Source organism: Polaromonas sp. (genome assembly GCF_010365105.1).
GTDB lineage: Bacteria > Pseudomonadota > Gammaproteobacteria > Burkholderiales > Burkholderiaceae_C > Polaromonas.
In genome coordinates, this window is record NZ_JAAFGZ010000001.1 from 302653 (window position 1) to 316249 (window position 13597).

Below are 13597 nucleotides of genomic sequence, written 5' to 3' on the forward strand. Positions count from 1 at the left end.
GATGCCGGGCTGACCTGGAAACAAACAACACCCCTTGGGCTTCGCGCACTTTCCCGGTCCCCGGACTGCCGGACCAAGCGCAATCGAAAAATTCAGGCTCCTGGCATGACATCCGCGACAAAAAAACCTACTTCTTCAGTGCCCTCCGGCGCCTGGCCCATCGCTTTGGCCGGGCTGGTATCGCTGGCCGTTGCCATGGGCATCGGCCGGTTTGCCTTCACGCCCATCCTGCCGATGATGCTCAGCGACGGCGTGGTCGATCTGCCCGGCGCCAGCTGGCTGGCCAGCGCCAATTACCTGGGCTACATGCTGGGCGCCATTTTCTGCACGCTCCAGCCCTGGATCTGGGCGCGGCTGCGCTGGCTGCCGGCGCTGGCCTTTTCGTCGCTGGTGCGCGCCGGCCTGCTGGCGACCGGTGCCCTGACGCTGGCCATGGCCTTGTACTTTCCGGCCGCCTGGCCGGTGCTGCGCCTGGCGGCCGGCGTGACCAGCGCGGTGGTGTTTGTCTACACCTCCGGCTGGTGCCTGTCGCAACTGTCGCGGCTGGGCGTTCCCAGCATGGGCGGCATCATCTATGCCGGCCCTGGCGCGGGCATTGTCGTCAGCGGCCTGCTGGCCAGCGGCATGGTCGCCCTGCACTGGAAGGCTGCAAGCGGCTGGATGATTCTGGGCGTGCTGGCGTTTGTGCTGTCAGCCGCCGTGTGGCACATCCTGCGCGGCGGCAGCGAGCACCTGATGGCGCTGGGCCCGCCCGGCCACCAGGCGGCCGGCATGCCCCGCACTGCGGCTGCAAGCCATGGTCCGTCTGAAATGGCCGTGCTGACGCTGGCCTACAGTCTGGCCGGTTTTGGCTACATCATCACCGCGACTTTCTTGCCGGTGATTGCCAGAGCAGCGCTGCCCGGTTCGGCCTGGCTGGACCTGTTCTGGCCGATCTTTGGCCTGGGCGTCATGCTCGGCGCGCTGCTGGCCACGCGCCTGCCGCACGCTGGCGACATGCGCGTGCGCCTGGGCGTGTGTTATGCCGTGCAGGCGCTGGGCATCGGTGCCAGCCTGTGGAGTCCGAGCCTGGCCGGTTTCATCATCGGCAGCTTGTTGCTGGGCATTCCGTTCACCGCCATCACTTTTTTTGCGCTGCAGGAAGTGCGGCGCCTGCGCCCGGCCACGGCATCAAGTTTCATCGGCTTGCTGACGGCGGCTTATGGCGTGGGGCAGATTGCCGGTCCGCCGCTGGTGGCGCTGCTGCTCAGGCATTCCGCCACCACAGGCGAGGGCTTCACGCTGTCGCTACAGATTGCCGCCAGTGCGCTGCTGGTCGGCGCGGCGCTGTATGCCTGGATGGTGCGTGCTTATCCGGTTCTGAAGTAACACGCTAAAATCGCGGTTTCACCAGCGTGCTGCCTCGGCGCGCTGGTGTTTTCATTTTTCCGGGGCCATGTAGAGGACTACCATGTATAAAAACCTCGCGGCCACGCTCGTGGCCGCCTGTTTTATTTCTCCCGCTTTCCCGCAATCCGCAGCACCGGCCGCGCCGCCGCTGAAAATCGGTTTTGTCTATGTCGCGCCGGTCACCGACGCCGGCTGGGTACACCAGCACGACGAGGCACGCAAGGCCGTCGAGGCGGCGCTGGGTGATCAGGTCAAGACCACGTATGTCGAAAATGTCGCCGAGGGCGCCGACGCCGAACGTGTGATCCGCGACCTGGCCCGCCAGGGCAACCGGCTGATCTTCACGCCCAGCTTTGGCTACATGGAGCCGACGCTGAAGGTCGCCCGGGACTTTCCGGACGTGAAATTCGAATCCATCACCGGCTACAAGACCGCGCCCAACGTGGCGGTGGCCAATGCGCGTTATTACGAAGGCCGCTACCTGGCCGGCATTGCCGCCGGCCGGCTGGCCACGAGCGCCGGCTACATAGCGGGCTTTGCAATTCCCGAGGTGATCCAGGGCATCAATGCCTTCACGCTGGGCATGCGCTCGGTCAATCCGCAGGCGACGGTCAAGGTGGTCTGGCTCGGTGCCTGGTTCGACCCGCCGCGCGAGCGCGACGCTGCCATGGCGCTGTTCAACCAGGGCGTCGAGGTGATGGCGTTCCATACCGGTTCGACCGCCGTGATGAGCGCGGCGCAAGAGCGCGGCAAGCTGGCGATTGCCTACCATTCCGACATGCGCCAGGTCGCGCCCGATGCGCAGGTGCTGGCCGTTACCCACCAGTGGGGCAGCTACTACACGCGCCGCGCCCAGGCCGTGCTGGACGGCAGCTGGAAAAGCGCTGCGCTGTGGGGCGGCGTGAAGGAAGGCATGATCCGCGTCGACAGTTTTGGCCCCAAGGTGCCCCAAAAAGTGGCCGATGAAGTGCGGGCGCGCCAGCGCGACATTGCCGCCGGCCGGCTGCATCCGTTCAAGGCACGCACCGCGCTGCTGGACAACCAGGGCCATGAAGTGCTGGCCGCCGGCAAGACAATGAGCGACGAGCAGATACTGAACATGAACTTCCTGGTGCAGGGCGTTCAGGGCACGTTGAGCAAATAAGCAGTCGGAACGAACACCATGAGCTACCAGATCAAAGAGATTTTCTACACGCTGCAGGGAGAGGGCAGCCATGCCGGCCGTCCCGCCGTTTTTTGCCGTTTCGCCGGCTGCAACCTGTGGTCGGGTCGTGAGCAGGACCGCGCCAGCGCCATTTGCCGGTTTTGCGACACCGATTTTGTCGGTACCGACGGCACGCTGGGCGGCAAGTTCAAGAACGCTGTCGCACTGGCTGAGCAGATTCAAGCCCAGTGGCCCGCCAGCGATAGCGCCTACCGGTTTGTCGTCATGACCGGCGGCGAGCCGCTGCTGCAGGTCGATTCCGCCCTGATCGATGCGCTGCATGCGCGCGGCTTTCTGATCGCGGTGGAAACCAACGGCACGATTGCCGTGCCGCCCGGCATTGACTGGATCTGCGTCAGCCCCAAGGCCGGCGCGCCGTGGATTCAGCGCGAAGGCCATGAACTGAAGGTCGTCTGGCCGCAGCCGGCGCTTGACTGGGCCGAACTGCAGTCTGCCCGGTTCACGCACCGCTACCTGCAGCCCATGGATAACCCCGACCAGCAGCGCAATACCGAGGCCTGCATTGCGCTGTGCCTTGCCCAGCCCGCCTGGCGCCTGAGCCTGCAAACCCACAAGATCACCGGCATCCGATGAACGATATGTCAACGTCCATGGCCTGCGAGATCAGCCAGGCCTTCTTTTTCGATGCCGCGCACACGCTGGACCGCGCGATTGAAACCGCCAGCAGCAAGCGAATCCACGGCCACACCTACAACGCCGAGGTGTTCTTGACCGGCCAGCCCGACCCGGCCACCGGCATGGTGATCGACCTTGGGCTGGTGCGGCGCGAGGTGGCGCTGCTGCGCGAGCAACTCGATCACCACCTGCTCGACGAAGTGCCGGGCCTGGGGCCGCCGACGCTGGAAAACCTGTGCCAGTTCATCTTTGCCAAACTACGGCCGACGCTGCCTGCACTGACCTCGGTACGCGTCTGGCGCGCCTCGATTGGCGATGGCTGCCGGGTCACCGGGCCGCTGTAATCAGGTAATCTTGGCGCGATGAAAGCTTACCGCGCCTCGATTCTTTATTTTCCTGATCCGCATATTCCCCGGGTGGCGCTGGAAACCGATGGCCTGCTGGTCGTCGGCCCGGATGCCCGGGGTCGGCAGGTGGTGCAGGCGCTCGGCCCCTACGCCGAGTTGGTGCCGCGCTTTGCCGGCGTGCCCGCCGAGCATTTCCCCGGCCGCATCATCGCGCCGGGCTTTGTCGATCTGCACATTCATTTTCCGCAAGTCGATGTGATCGGCTCGCCCGCCGAGGGCTTGTTGCCGTGGCTGGAAAATTACACCTTTCCACAGGAAAAATGCTTCTCCACGCACGGCCACAGTGCGCAGGTAGCTACTTTTTTCATAGCGGAAATGCTGCGCAACGGTGTCACCACCGCGCTGGCCTTTGCCAGCTCGCATCCCGAGTCGGTCGATGCGCTGTTTGCCGAGGCACAAAAGCACCAGCTGCGCCTGATCGCCGGCAAGGTGCTGATGGACCAGCACGCGCCCGACGGCGTGCGCGACGAGACGCAGCAAAGCCTGCTGGACACCGAAGCGCTGATCCAGCGCTGGCATGGCGTGGATCGGCTGGGTTACGCCATCACGCCGCGCTTCGTGCCGAGTTGCAGCGCGGCCCAGTTGCGCGGCGCCGGCGAGCTGGCAGCGAAATACCCGGACGTGTGGATTCAATCGCATGTGGCGGAAAACAGGGATGAGATCGCCTGGGTGAAGGAGTTGTACCCGCAAGCGCGCAGCTACCTGAGCGTGTACGAGCTGTTCGGCCTGATGCGCCCGCGCGCCATCTATGCCCACTGCATCCACTTTGACGACGAAGACCGGGCGCTGATGCGCGACACCGGTGCAGCGGCTGCCGTCAGCCCGACCAGCAACCTGTTCCTGGGCAGCGGGTTTTTCGACTATCTAGGCGCCGACCGGGTGGGCTTTGGCTACGGGCTGGCCAGCGATGTCGGCGGCGGCACGTCGTTCAGTCCGTTTCACACCATGCTGGCTGCGTATTACGTCGGCCGGGAAGGGCAGACCAAGCCCGGCGTTTCCCTGAACCCGCAGCACCTGTGGTGGCAGCACACCGCCGGCGCCGCGCAGGCGCTGGGCCTGGCGGGTGTGGTGGGCAACCTGCTGCCGGGCTGCGAGGGCGATTTTGTCGTGCTCAACCCGAAGGCCACGGCGTTGCTGGCCCGCCGGACAAGCCGGGCCGCCCGCCTGGACGAGCTGCTGTTTGCCATGATCGTGCTGGGCGACGACCGGCTGGTCGAGCGAACCGTGATTTCGCAGGCCGGCTGAGGCGGGTTGCCAGCCGGGCCGGTCAGGCGTCTGGCGCGTTGATGACCGTGCCCACGGCAATCAGCTCGTCTATCCGGGCCATGACCAGCAGTCCGGTCACCGAATAGGGATCGAACTCGGGCCACTCGATGTTGGTCATCGGGTCCAGGTCGGACAACTGCACATGGGCCATCGCCCATTTTTCATAGCGCCGCTGGGTGATGGTTTCGCGGTGAACCATCTCCACGTTCTTATGGCGCCGGTCTGCTGCAATGCGTTCGAACAAACCGGTGACGGCGTCTCGCTCGCCTTCGAGAACTTGCAAAAACACCCCTTGCCCCTGGCAGAGCACGCCGGTGATGCCATGCTGCGCGTTCCAGGCGTGCGCCACCTTCAGGATCGAGCCGGTCACGGTGGTGGTTTGTGGACCCAGAGCGGTGCTCACATAGAACAAACGAATCAGCATGGTTGACACCTCGTCAAATTATTTTAGCTGTCTCCTGACCAGCATACAGGCTCCCGGCTGCCCAAAAGTGTTTGTCCCTTCAACCCATAAGCCCTAAGTCGGCGGGCTGTTTTTTTCGGGCCAATGCCCCGATGCCGTGCGCTGGGCCGGGTATTTTTTGCGTAGGTGCTCTGCAAGGCCGCCGCAGCCACCGCTGCTTACAATCAGCGCCATTGCACGGCCCAGACCGTGAGCATCAAAAACACGAGCATCAAACTATGAGCATCAAGAGCGACAAATGGATACGCCACATGGCCGAAACCACCGGCATGATCGAGCCTTTCGAGCCGAAACAGGTCCGCGAGCGGGACGGTCACAAGATCATCAGCTACGGCACGTCAAGCTACGGCTACGACATCCGCTGCGCGCCCGAGTTCAAGGTCTTCACCAACATCCACAGCACGGTGGTGGACCCGAAGAATTTCGATGAAAAAAGCTTCGTGGACATGCACGGCGACAGCTGCATCATTCCGCCGAACAGTTTTGCGCTGGCCCGCACGCTTGAATACTTCCGCATCCCGCGCAACGTGCTGACCATTTGCCTGGGCAAAAGCACCTATGCGCGCTGCGGCATCATCGTCAACGTCACGCCCTTCGAGCCCGAATGGGAGGGCTACGTCACGCTGGAATTTTCCAACACCACGCCGCTGCCCGCCCGCATCTACGCCGGCGAAGGCTGTGCGCAGGTGCTGTTTTTTGAGAGCGACAAGGACGATGTCTGCGAAGTCAGCTACAAGGACAGGGGCGGCAAGTACCAGGGGCAAGTCGGCGTGACGCTGCCCAAGGCGTGAAGTTCACCCACGAAAGGCCAGGAAATCCATGAGAAATGACGATACCCGCTGCTGCGGAACCGGCACCTGCATGATCAATGCAGAAGGCCTGTGCTGGTGCGGCCAGCGCTGGGACGGCGAGAAAATGTATACGCCGGGCTTGTCCAGCACGCCCTTGGTCCAGGCAGCGGCTGATGCCGGGCGTGGTGAAACACCCCCGGAACTTCGGACGGCTGACCATCCGCCTGGCGCATGAACCCCCTGAATGCCAAAAAACTCCTGCTGTCGAAATGGACGGCGGTGCAGCCGGTGCGCAAGGACAAGCACTTTATGGTCACCAAGGTGATCGAGCCGCCGGTGGCAGGCGACAACGCAGAGTGGGTGGACATCGAGGCTGTCTTTTCACGCGCCACGCAACGAGTCGCTTGGCGCGACCTGCAAAACGAGGAAGTCTGGAAGCAGGGGTGGGTATGAAGGCCGCCCGCTTGAGAACGAACCCGGTGGCGTGGTGTCGCTCCGGGCGCTTTGCCGCCATACTCATGGCCGGAATCACTGCAGGGAGCATGGCCATGGCTGTTGAAGAACCGAAGTTTGACGTGCTGACACAGGATGGCAGCTATGAAGTCCGCCGGTATGCGCCGGTCATCGTGGCCGAAACGCTCGTCGAGGGCGACATGGACGCGGCATCCGGCAAGGGCTTCAGGCTGATTGCCGACTACATCTTCGGCAACAACACCGTGACGGCTACCGGCGCTGACAAATCCTCCCAAAAAATCGCCATGACTGCGCCTGTCACCCTGGAGCCGGTGGCTGGTTCCGCAAAAATAGCCATGACGGCCCCGGTCACGGCCGAGCCCGTGGCCGCTGATGCCTCGATGGCGACGGCCAGCCAGTGGCGCATTCAGTTCGTGATGCCGGGCCAGTATTCGATGCAGACGCTGCCCAAACCCGTCAACACGGCCGTCAGCCTGCGCGAACTGCCTGCCAGGACGTTTGCCGTGCTGGGTTACTCGGGCCTGAACACGGCATCCAAGGTGCAGCAAAAAACCGGTGAACTGGCGGCCTGGATGCGGTCGCGCCAACTGGAGCCCGTCGGCGCGCCACAGCTTGCGCGCTATGACCCGCCGTGGACCCTGCCCATGTGGCGGCGAAACGAGATACAGGTGGAAGTCAAAAATCCCTGAACGGCCGGCGTTCACCAGCTGTTTTTTGACCGGCTGTTTCAGCCTGGCGCCGTGTCGCTGGCCATTGCCTCAGCTTCCTGCCAGCGCACTGTTCCACGGTAGGCATGCCAGCTGGCATGCCCGAGCAGCGGACCGATCACCAGCAGGCCCACGCCCCAGGGCAGCAGCGCCACGGCTATCAGCGTGGTGATGACCAGCCCCCACAGCAGCATCACGCCGGGGCTGGAAAACATCACCCGGATGCTGGTGATGGCGGCTGAAATCGCGTCGGTGTCGCGGTCCAGGATCATCGGGATCGACACCACGGCGGTGGAAAACACCAGCGCCGCAAACATGCCCCCTACCACCAGGTAAACGGCGACGAATTCCCAGTTGTCGGGGTTGAACACGGCATTCAATACGCCGGTGGTTGAAGGCATGCCGGTGTTGAAAAACACTGCAAACACCACCAGCGACGCCCGGCCCCACAGCAGCTCCAGCACGATCAGCACCAGTACCAGCATGCCCATGCTGCGGATGTGGCTGTCCCAGCAGGTCAGCGAGGCCCCGAGTTCGGGCGTGAGGCCCTGCTCGCGGCGGCGGCTGACTTCATACAGTCCCATTGCCAGGAAGGGGCCGACCAGCAGGCAGCCCGAGGCAATCGTCAGCGTGTATTCGGGTTTGGCGCGAAACACGGCGCCGAGCGTGACCGCCATGAGCCAGAAGCACAGCCCGTAAAACAGGCCGATGCCGGGATGCGCCTTCAGGTCGCGCCATCCGGCGGCCAGCCAGGCAAAGGGCGCTCCCGGACCGAGCGGCTGCATGATCGCCTGCGGCCCGACCGGAGGCGGTGGCACATACGGCGCGGCCATGACCGGAAGCTCGTCGCGCAGAAGATGGGGTTGGGATGGACGGGCTGCGGGCGGCATGCTGCCGTCGTCGCTGGAAGGAGAGGGGGTCATGAGGCTTTGGTTGAAAGGGCGGTTCTGTCGTCAGCCGTCAGCCTAACCAGTTCCCCACGCCGTGACCAGCAGGAAAGTACCAACAAACGCTGCTGCCAAGGATTGCCCGGGCATGCATCTCGCCCTGCGTCCGAGCGGGCTGGCAGGGCTGCAGGCTGCTCAAACCAGCGGCGCATGACCGGCCAGTTTGCGGTCAAACATCAGCACTCGGGCTTCGGCATGGTCCATCCCGACAATGGTGAGAAAAAGACTGGTGCAATGCGTTCTTGACAGCGGAGAAAAACAGCAGAAACCGGATGTCAGGCGGCTTGGTGCTGTTCGACTTTTTCCTGACAGGGAACGCAGCGCGATGCTTCGGGGCTTGCCTTCAGCCTTGGCGCGGGGATGGGGGCTGCGCAGTCAATGCATTCGCCGTAGATGCCTGTGGCGATGCGCGCCAGGGCGGCGTCGATCAGGGCCAGTTCACCGGTTTCGCGCTCGCCAATGGCAAACTCCAGTTCGCGCTCGGTGGCCACCTGGGCGCTGGAATCCTCGCGGCGATTGAAATGGTCGGCTGCCGCTTCAGCGCGGCCCAGCACGCCGCCGCGCTGGTCGTTCATCTGCGCCAGGATGGCGGTGCGCATGGCTGTCAATTGCTGCCGGTAAGGCGTCGCTTGTTCTGGGGTCATTGAAGTGTCTCCTTGATGGGTCTGGATTCATCATGCGCTCGCCCGGGATTTCCGTCATTGACAAGGGTCAACGCGAGTGAAACGCGCGTGGAGCGCCTGCACACATGCCTGCACTGGTCAATGGCAGGCCATTTTTCAGCCATGTCACCGGTCAATCCAGGCACTGTCCGAAGATTTGCAGTTAAGCTTTCACCCCACCGTGTCCTCATCCAATCTTCCTCCCCCTCCACCCATTGCGCCGCGCACCCGCCGCGGTGCTCTGGCCCTGCCCGGCATCCGGAACATCAGCATGGCCCAGCCCCTGAACTGGCTGGCGCGCGGTGCTCGGGACATGCGGCGCGGCGGCTGGCTGAGCCTGCTGCACGGCCTGGTGCCAGCTGCGTTCGGCGGTCTGCTGGTGCTGCTTGCACGTGACCGTTTCTGGCTGCTGGCCGGTGCCTTTTCGGGTTTTCTGGTGGTGGCGCCGGTGCTGGCCACCAGCCTGTATGCCATCAGCCGGGCGATTGAACGCGGCGAGCCGGTCAATCTCCGGCTCATCGTCAACACCTGGACGCGCTGGCAATACTCGCGCTATGCGGCCAGGGGCGGCTACTGGAGCATGGTGCGCTTCGGCCTGCTGCTGGCCCTGGCCGGCACCGGCTGGGTTCTGACGTCGGCCGCGCTGATCACCCTGCTGGCGCCCGAACCCGTCAACACGCCGCTGGATTTCCTGCGCCACATCGTGCTGGCGCCGGGCCACTACGTCTTCGAACTCTGGCTGACCATGGGCGGCCTGATGGCGGCGCCGATCTTTGCCTCCAGCGTGATTGCCATGCCGCTGCTGCTCGACCGCCGGGTCGATGTGCTGCAGGCGGTGCTGACCAGCTGGCAGGCAGTGCTGACCAACCCGGTTCCACTGGCCTTGTGGGCGGCGCTGATCATGGGGCTCACGCTGCTCGGCCTGGGCACGCTGCTGCTGGGCCTGGTCGTGGTGCTGCCGCTGCTCGGCCATGCCAGCTGGCATGCCTACCGCGACCTGGTCGACGCCGGTGCGCTGCCCGAGCGCCTGCCGCCCGAGGGAGACGCCTGATGTTTGGTTATTCAGAAGAGCAGGTGGCCGCCTTTGGCCTGTCGTTCGGCGTGGGCGCGTTCATGCTCTACATGCTGTTCATCATCGGCCAGCTGGCGTGGTCGTCCAAGGCCGGAAAGTTTGGCACTTTCGTGATTTTTCTGGGCCTGGCCTTTGGCATGGTGGGCTTTGTCGCCAAGTTCATCATCCAGTGGGTACTGGAAAAATAAAACACTCGCCCCTGCCTGCTGTGTTTGGTTTTTCGAGTGAAAAACCACTTTCCCGCAATTACTGTCTATATAAGCAGCTATTAAAAATATAGCGTGTAAAGCCCCTTGAAAATCAGGCCAGCCGAAGCTGACGGTTCGGTCTTGACACAATCGGCGCATGAAAAATGACTTCAAGGGCAACAAGCAGGCGCTGCCCCACAAGCTGTGTGCCGTCTGCGGCCGCACCATGACCTGGCGCAAGGCCTGGGCGAAAAACTGGACAGAGGTGCTTTACTGCTCGGACGCCTGCCGCGCCCGGAAAAAGCCCGGTGGCGCAGCCGCATGACCGGCAGGCACACGGCAGCGGCTGCAGCCAATCCCATGCCGTCCGGGCGGCTGCGCCACCTGGTCATCGTGCTGGGCGACCAGCTGGACGAACAGTCATCGGCCTTTGACGGCTTCGATGCCGAACGCGACGCGGTGTGGATGGCCGAAGTGGCCGAGGAGTCCACCCACGTCTGGTCAGCCCGGCAGCGCATTGCGCTGTTTTTAAGCGCCATGCGCCACTTTGCCGAATCGCTGCGTGCGCGGGGCTGGACGGTTCATTACACACGCCTGGACGACAGCGCCAATGCCGGCACGCTGGCGGCCCAACTGCAAACCGACATCGACACGCTGGCGCCGCAGGCGCTGGTCATGACCGCGCCCGGCGACTGGCGCGTGCTGCAGGCGATGCGCGCTGCGGCCAAGGCATCAGCCACGCCGCTGGACCTGCGCGATGACCGGCATTTCTTCAGCACTGTGCGCGACTTTGCCGCGCATGCCCAGGGCCGCAAGCAGCTGCGGCTGGAATACTGGTACCGCGAACTGCGCACCAAGCACGGCATCCTGATGGAAGGCGGCAAGCCGGCGGGCGGGCAGTGGAATTTCGATGCCGACAACCGACAGTCCTTTGGCGCGGCTGGACCCGGCGCGCTGCCACCGCGCAGCATTTTCGCGCCCGACGCGATCACGCAGGGTGTCCTGGCGCTGGTCAATTCGCGCTTTTCCGGCCACCCCGGCACGCTCGACAGCTTTGGCTGGCCGGTCACCCGGGCGCAGGCGCTGCAGGCGCTGGACAGCTTCATCACCCAGCGGCTGCCGCTGTTCGGCCAGTTTGAAGACGCCATGTGGCATGGCGAGGCATGGCTCTACCATTCGCACCTTTCGTCGTCGATGAACCTCAAGTTGCTCGGCGCACGGGAAGTGGTGGAGGCAGCAGAAGCGGCATACCGGGCCGGGCACGCGCCCCTGGCGGCAGTGGAAGGCTTTGTCCGGCAAATCCTCGGCTGGCGCGAATTTGTGCGCGGCATTTACTGGACGCAGATGCCCGATTACGCCGCCTGCAACGAATTGGACGCGCAGCAGCCGCTGCCGGATTTTTACTGGACCGGCCAGACCGACATGGCCTGCCTTCGCGATGCCCTCACGCAAACCCTGGCGCATGGCTATGCGCACCACATCCAGCGGCTGATGGTTACGGGCCTGTATGCGCTGCTGCTCGGCGTCAGGCCGCAGGCGGTGCACGAGTGGTACCTGGCGGTGTATGTCGATGCGGTCGAATGGGTGGAAATGCCCAATGTGCTGGGCATGAGCCAGTTTGCCGACGGCGGGGTGATGGCCAGCAAGCCCTATGCCGCCACCGGCAAGTACATCCAGCGCATGAGCAACCACTGCAAGGGCTGCCGCTTCGACCCGGCCGAAGCTACGGGCGACAAGGCCTGCCCGTTCACCACCCTGTATTGGGATTTTTTGATACGCCACGAGCCCTGGCTGGCCAAAAACCCGCGCATGGCGCTGCAGGTGAAAAACATCGCCCGGCTGACCCCGGAAAAGCGCGCCCTGATCCTTCAGCAGGCGCTGTCTCATCAAACGCTGGTAGCGCCATGACGCCCTTTGTCTTTGAACCCACCCTGCAGGCCGCCCATGCGCGCATTCAGGCGGTTCGCCCGCAGGACTATGCCCGCACGCGCAATGACCTGGACGGCGCCGTCACCCGGCTCTCGCCCTACCTGACGCATGGTTTTGTCTCGCTGCCCGAGGTGCATGCGGGCGTGGATGCGGTGTATCCGCTCGATGACCAGCACAAGTTTGTCTTTGAACTGGGCTGGCGCGCGTATTTCCGGCATGTCTGGCGCCATGTCGGTTTGGGCATTCACCAGTCGCTGCATGACGGCCTGCTGCCGGACGCGGCCTATTCGCAAGCCATGCCGGACGACATCGTGCAGGCCAGGTGCGGCGTGCCGGCCATCGACTGCGCGGTGCGCGAACTCTATGCCACCGGCTACCTGCACAACCATGCGCGCATGTGGCTGGCCAGCTATGTGGTGCACCTGAGAAAAGTTCACTGGCATGTCGGCGCCGAATGGCTGTATTCGCATCTGCTCGACGGCGACCTGGCCAGCAACCACCTGAGCTGGCAGTGGGTGGCCGGCACCGGCAGCAGCAAGCCGTATGTGTTCAATGCCGACAATGTGCAGCGATACGCTCCGTCCGACTGGCACAGCCCGGGCAGCGTCATCGACACCTCTTACGAGGCGCTTGACCGCATCGCCCGCAGCGCGAAGCCGGCTGTTTTTGGACGCACTGGCGTCGCCGGCATTCACCCTCCCGAGCTGTTCAGCCTGCCGCCACGGCCGGACGATTTCGCGCCGGTCGATGCACAGGTGGTGCAGGGAAGGGATGTCTGGCTGGTGCACCCGTGGGCCTTGGGCGTGCTGCCTGCCGACCTGCCCGCAGGCACGCTGGTGCTGGGCATTGTCGTGGCCGAATTCCATCAGCAGCATCCCTGGACGGCTCAGCGCTGGGAATTTGTCGTCCGCCGCATGCGCCAGCTGGCGCCGCTGTGCTGGCACGCACCGGCGCAGACCATCGGCACGGCCCTGCGCGGGGCGCGTTCGGTGCATATGCTGGCCGAGCCGCACCTGCAGTGCGTGGGCAAGCCCTGGCTGCCCGCTTCGGCCCGGCAGCATGCTGCGCCGCGCCTGTTCACGCCGGTGGACGAACTCTGCGGCAGCTTTTCAAAGTGGCGTGGCCGCACCAGGCTGGTTCGCTGAAAGCGGTCCAATGCCCGGTGCCTGTGATGTCAGCGCGCGGCCTGACGGGCCATGGCTGTCCGGGCCGCAGTCAGATGCCAGCTGCCGCTGCGAAATAACAGTTTGAAGTGGTCATACGTCGTGGCGTGATGGCAAACCCTGCCACTTGCAGGCCCGGATTGGGAAATCCGCTTTTATCCTACGCAGTGACCCGAAAATGGCGGGATTTTATGACCAGCTTGGTTAGGCCGTGTTCGGAAAGTCAATGGAGCCATTTCATAGTGCCGGCGATGTGCACGAAGCCCACAAACGTGACGTCGAGCTTGTCATAGCGGGTG

The 13597-nt window shown here is 64.0% G+C and carries 17 protein-coding genes; 14 read left to right on the forward strand and 3 right to left on the reverse strand.

Features of this window, described 5'->3' with window-relative positions; all coding sequences use genetic code 11:
* Nucleotides 1-105 precede the first annotated feature (105 nt).
* The 5 genes from GZ092_RS01405 (at nt 106) to guaD (ending at nt 4881) form a co-directional block, all read left to right on the forward strand.
* Entirely contained in the window at nt 106-1368 is a 1263-nt protein-coding gene (locus GZ092_RS01405) for a YbfB/YjiJ family MFS transporter (RefSeq protein ID WP_293633832.1), read from the forward strand.
* Nucleotides 1369-1450: 82 nt separating this feature from the next.
* The gene (locus GZ092_RS01410; protein ID WP_293633834.1) at nt 1451-2533 is read left to right on the forward strand and encodes a BMP family ABC transporter substrate-binding protein; all 1083 of its coding nucleotides are present in this window, start codon (nt 1451-1453) and stop codon (nt 2531-2533) included.
* 18 nt (nt 2534-2551) lie between these two features.
* Nucleotides 2552-3187: a 7-carboxy-7-deazaguanine synthase gene (gene queE, locus GZ092_RS01415; protein ID WP_293633836.1), complete on the forward strand. Its 636-nt coding sequence runs from the start codon at nt 2552-2554 to the stop codon at nt 3185-3187.
* A gap of 17 nt (nt 3188-3204) precedes the next feature.
* Entirely contained in the window at nt 3205-3573 is a 369-nt protein-coding gene (locus GZ092_RS01420) for a 6-carboxytetrahydropterin synthase (protein WP_293633886.1), read from the forward strand.
* Between the two features lie 18 nt (nt 3574-3591).
* Nucleotides 3592-4881 carry a guanine deaminase gene (gene guaD / locus GZ092_RS01425; RefSeq protein ID WP_293633838.1) on the forward strand — a complete coding sequence of 430 codons (1290 nt, stop codon included), beginning with the start codon at nt 3592-3594 and terminating at the stop codon, nt 4879-4881.
* A 22-nt stretch (nt 4882-4903) separates the two neighbouring features.
* Here the strand turns inward: guaD and GZ092_RS01430 are convergent, their stop codons facing one another.
* Complete coding sequence (locus tag GZ092_RS01430) at nt 4904-5326, reverse strand: BLUF domain-containing protein (RefSeq protein ID WP_293633840.1); 423 nt, start codon at nt 5324-5326, stop codon at nt 4904-4906.
* A 257-nt stretch (nt 5327-5583) separates the two neighbouring features.
* Between GZ092_RS01430 and dcd the strand changes: the two genes are divergently transcribed.
* The 4 genes from dcd (at nt 5584) to GZ092_RS01450 (ending at nt 7319) form a co-directional block, all read left to right on the forward strand.
* A complete protein-coding gene (gene dcd, locus GZ092_RS01435; protein WP_029523828.1) occupies nt 5584-6156 on the forward strand; it encodes a dCTP deaminase in 573 nt (190 codons plus the stop codon).
* Between the two features lie 28 nt (nt 6157-6184).
* Nucleotides 6185-6391: a hypothetical protein gene (locus tag GZ092_RS01440; protein WP_293633845.1), complete on the forward strand. Its 207-nt coding sequence runs from the start codon at nt 6185-6187 to the stop codon at nt 6389-6391.
* Nucleotides 6388-6609 (forward strand): TIGR02450 family Trp-rich protein, encoded by a 222-nt coding sequence (locus GZ092_RS01445; RefSeq protein ID WP_293633846.1) that lies wholly within the window; start codon nt 6388-6390, stop codon nt 6607-6609. Before GZ092_RS01440 ends, GZ092_RS01445 begins: the two co-directional genes overlap by 4 nt.
* Nucleotides 6610-6704: 95 nt before the next feature.
* Entirely contained in the window at nt 6705-7319 is a 615-nt protein-coding gene (locus GZ092_RS01450; RefSeq protein WP_293633847.1) for a heme-binding protein, read from the forward strand.
* A gap of 38 nt (nt 7320-7357) precedes the next feature.
* On the opposite strand, the gene GZ092_RS01455 is transcribed toward GZ092_RS01450, so the two are convergent.
* Nucleotides 7358-8122, reverse strand: coding sequence for a DUF2189 domain-containing protein (locus tag GZ092_RS01455; protein WP_293633888.1), 765 nt, complete (start codon nt 8120-8122; stop codon nt 7358-7360).
* Between the two features lie 437 nt (nt 8123-8559).
* A complete protein-coding gene (locus GZ092_RS01460; protein WP_293633848.1) occupies nt 8560-8928 on the reverse strand; it encodes a TraR/DksA family transcriptional regulator in 369 nt (122 codons plus the stop codon).
* A gap of 289 nt (nt 8929-9217) precedes the next feature.
* Between GZ092_RS01460 and GZ092_RS01465 the strand changes: the two genes are divergently transcribed.
* The 5 genes from GZ092_RS01465 to GZ092_RS01485 all read left to right on the forward strand — a co-directional run bounded on the left by GZ092_RS01465 (nt 9218) and on the right by GZ092_RS01485 (nt 13280).
* Nucleotides 9218-9997 carry a DUF2189 domain-containing protein gene (locus GZ092_RS01465; protein ID WP_293633890.1) on the forward strand — a complete coding sequence of 260 codons (780 nt, stop codon included), beginning with the start codon at nt 9218-9220 and terminating at the stop codon, nt 9995-9997.
* Complete coding sequence (locus GZ092_RS01470) at nt 9997-10206, forward strand: DUF2788 domain-containing protein (RefSeq protein WP_293633850.1); 210 nt, start codon at nt 9997-9999, stop codon at nt 10204-10206. Before GZ092_RS01465 ends, GZ092_RS01470 begins: the two co-directional genes overlap by 1 nt.
* A 157-nt stretch (nt 10207-10363) precedes the next feature.
* Entirely contained in the window at nt 10364-10531 is a 168-nt protein-coding gene (locus tag GZ092_RS01475; protein WP_293633852.1) for a DUF2256 domain-containing protein, read from the forward strand.
* Nucleotides 10528-12114 carry a cryptochrome/photolyase family protein gene (locus GZ092_RS01480; protein WP_293633854.1) on the forward strand — a complete coding sequence of 529 codons (1587 nt, stop codon included), beginning with the start codon at nt 10528-10530 and terminating at the stop codon, nt 12112-12114. The genes GZ092_RS01475 and GZ092_RS01480 overlap by 4 nt, the downstream gene beginning before the upstream one ends.
* Nucleotides 12111-13280 carry an FAD-binding domain-containing protein gene (locus tag GZ092_RS01485; protein WP_293633856.1) on the forward strand — a complete coding sequence of 390 codons (1170 nt, stop codon included), beginning with the start codon at nt 12111-12113 and terminating at the stop codon, nt 13278-13280. Before GZ092_RS01480 ends, GZ092_RS01485 begins: the two co-directional genes overlap by 4 nt.
* The last annotated feature ends 317 nt before the right edge of the window (nt 13281-13597 follow it).

What these genes read in the sequence shown, in the direction of transcription:
- GZ092_RS01405 (WP_293633832.1), top strand. Translation starts at nt 106, where the DNA reads ATGACATCCGCGACAAAAAAACCTACTTCTTCAGTGCCCTCCGGCGCC.
- GZ092_RS01410 (WP_293633834.1), top strand. Translation starts at nt 1,451, where the DNA reads ATGTATAAAAACCTCGCGGCCACGCTCGTGGCCGCCTGTTTTATTTCT.
- queE (WP_293633836.1), top strand. Translation starts at nt 2,552, where the DNA reads ATGAGCTACCAGATCAAAGAGATTTTCTACACGCTGCAGGGAGAGGGC.
- GZ092_RS01420 (WP_293633886.1), top strand. Translation starts at nt 3,205, where the DNA reads ATGGCCTGCGAGATCAGCCAGGCCTTCTTTTTCGATGCCGCGCACACG.
- guaD (WP_293633838.1), top strand. Translation starts at nt 3,592, where the DNA reads ATGAAAGCTTACCGCGCCTCGATTCTTTATTTTCCTGATCCGCATATT.
- GZ092_RS01430 (WP_293633840.1), bottom strand. Translation starts at nt 5,326, where the DNA reads ATGCTGATTCGTTTGTTCTATGTGAGCACCGCTCTGGGTCCACAAACC.
- dcd (WP_029523828.1), top strand. Translation starts at nt 5,584, where the DNA reads ATGAGCATCAAGAGCGACAAATGGATACGCCACATGGCCGAAACCACC.
- GZ092_RS01440 (WP_293633845.1), top strand. Translation starts at nt 6,185, where the DNA reads ATGAGAAATGACGATACCCGCTGCTGCGGAACCGGCACCTGCATGATC.
- GZ092_RS01445 (WP_293633846.1), top strand. Translation starts at nt 6,388, where the DNA reads ATGAACCCCCTGAATGCCAAAAAACTCCTGCTGTCGAAATGGACGGCG.
- GZ092_RS01450 (WP_293633847.1), top strand. Translation starts at nt 6,705, where the DNA reads ATGGCTGTTGAAGAACCGAAGTTTGACGTGCTGACACAGGATGGCAGC.
- GZ092_RS01455 (WP_293633888.1), bottom strand. Translation starts at nt 8,122, where the DNA reads ATGCAGCCGCTCGGTCCGGGAGCGCCCTTTGCCTGGCTGGCCGCCGGA.
- GZ092_RS01460 (WP_293633848.1), bottom strand. Translation starts at nt 8,928, where the DNA reads ATGACCCCAGAACAAGCGACGCCTTACCGGCAGCAATTGACAGCCATG.
- GZ092_RS01465 (WP_293633890.1), top strand. Translation starts at nt 9,218, where the DNA reads ATGGCCCAGCCCCTGAACTGGCTGGCGCGCGGTGCTCGGGACATGCGG.
- GZ092_RS01470 (WP_293633850.1), top strand. Translation starts at nt 9,997, where the DNA reads ATGTTTGGTTATTCAGAAGAGCAGGTGGCCGCCTTTGGCCTGTCGTTC.
- GZ092_RS01475 (WP_293633852.1), top strand. Translation starts at nt 10,364, where the DNA reads ATGAAAAATGACTTCAAGGGCAACAAGCAGGCGCTGCCCCACAAGCTG.
- GZ092_RS01480 (WP_293633854.1), top strand. Translation starts at nt 10,528, where the DNA reads ATGACCGGCAGGCACACGGCAGCGGCTGCAGCCAATCCCATGCCGTCC.
- GZ092_RS01485 (WP_293633856.1), top strand. Translation starts at nt 12,111, where the DNA reads ATGACGCCCTTTGTCTTTGAACCCACCCTGCAGGCCGCCCATGCGCGC.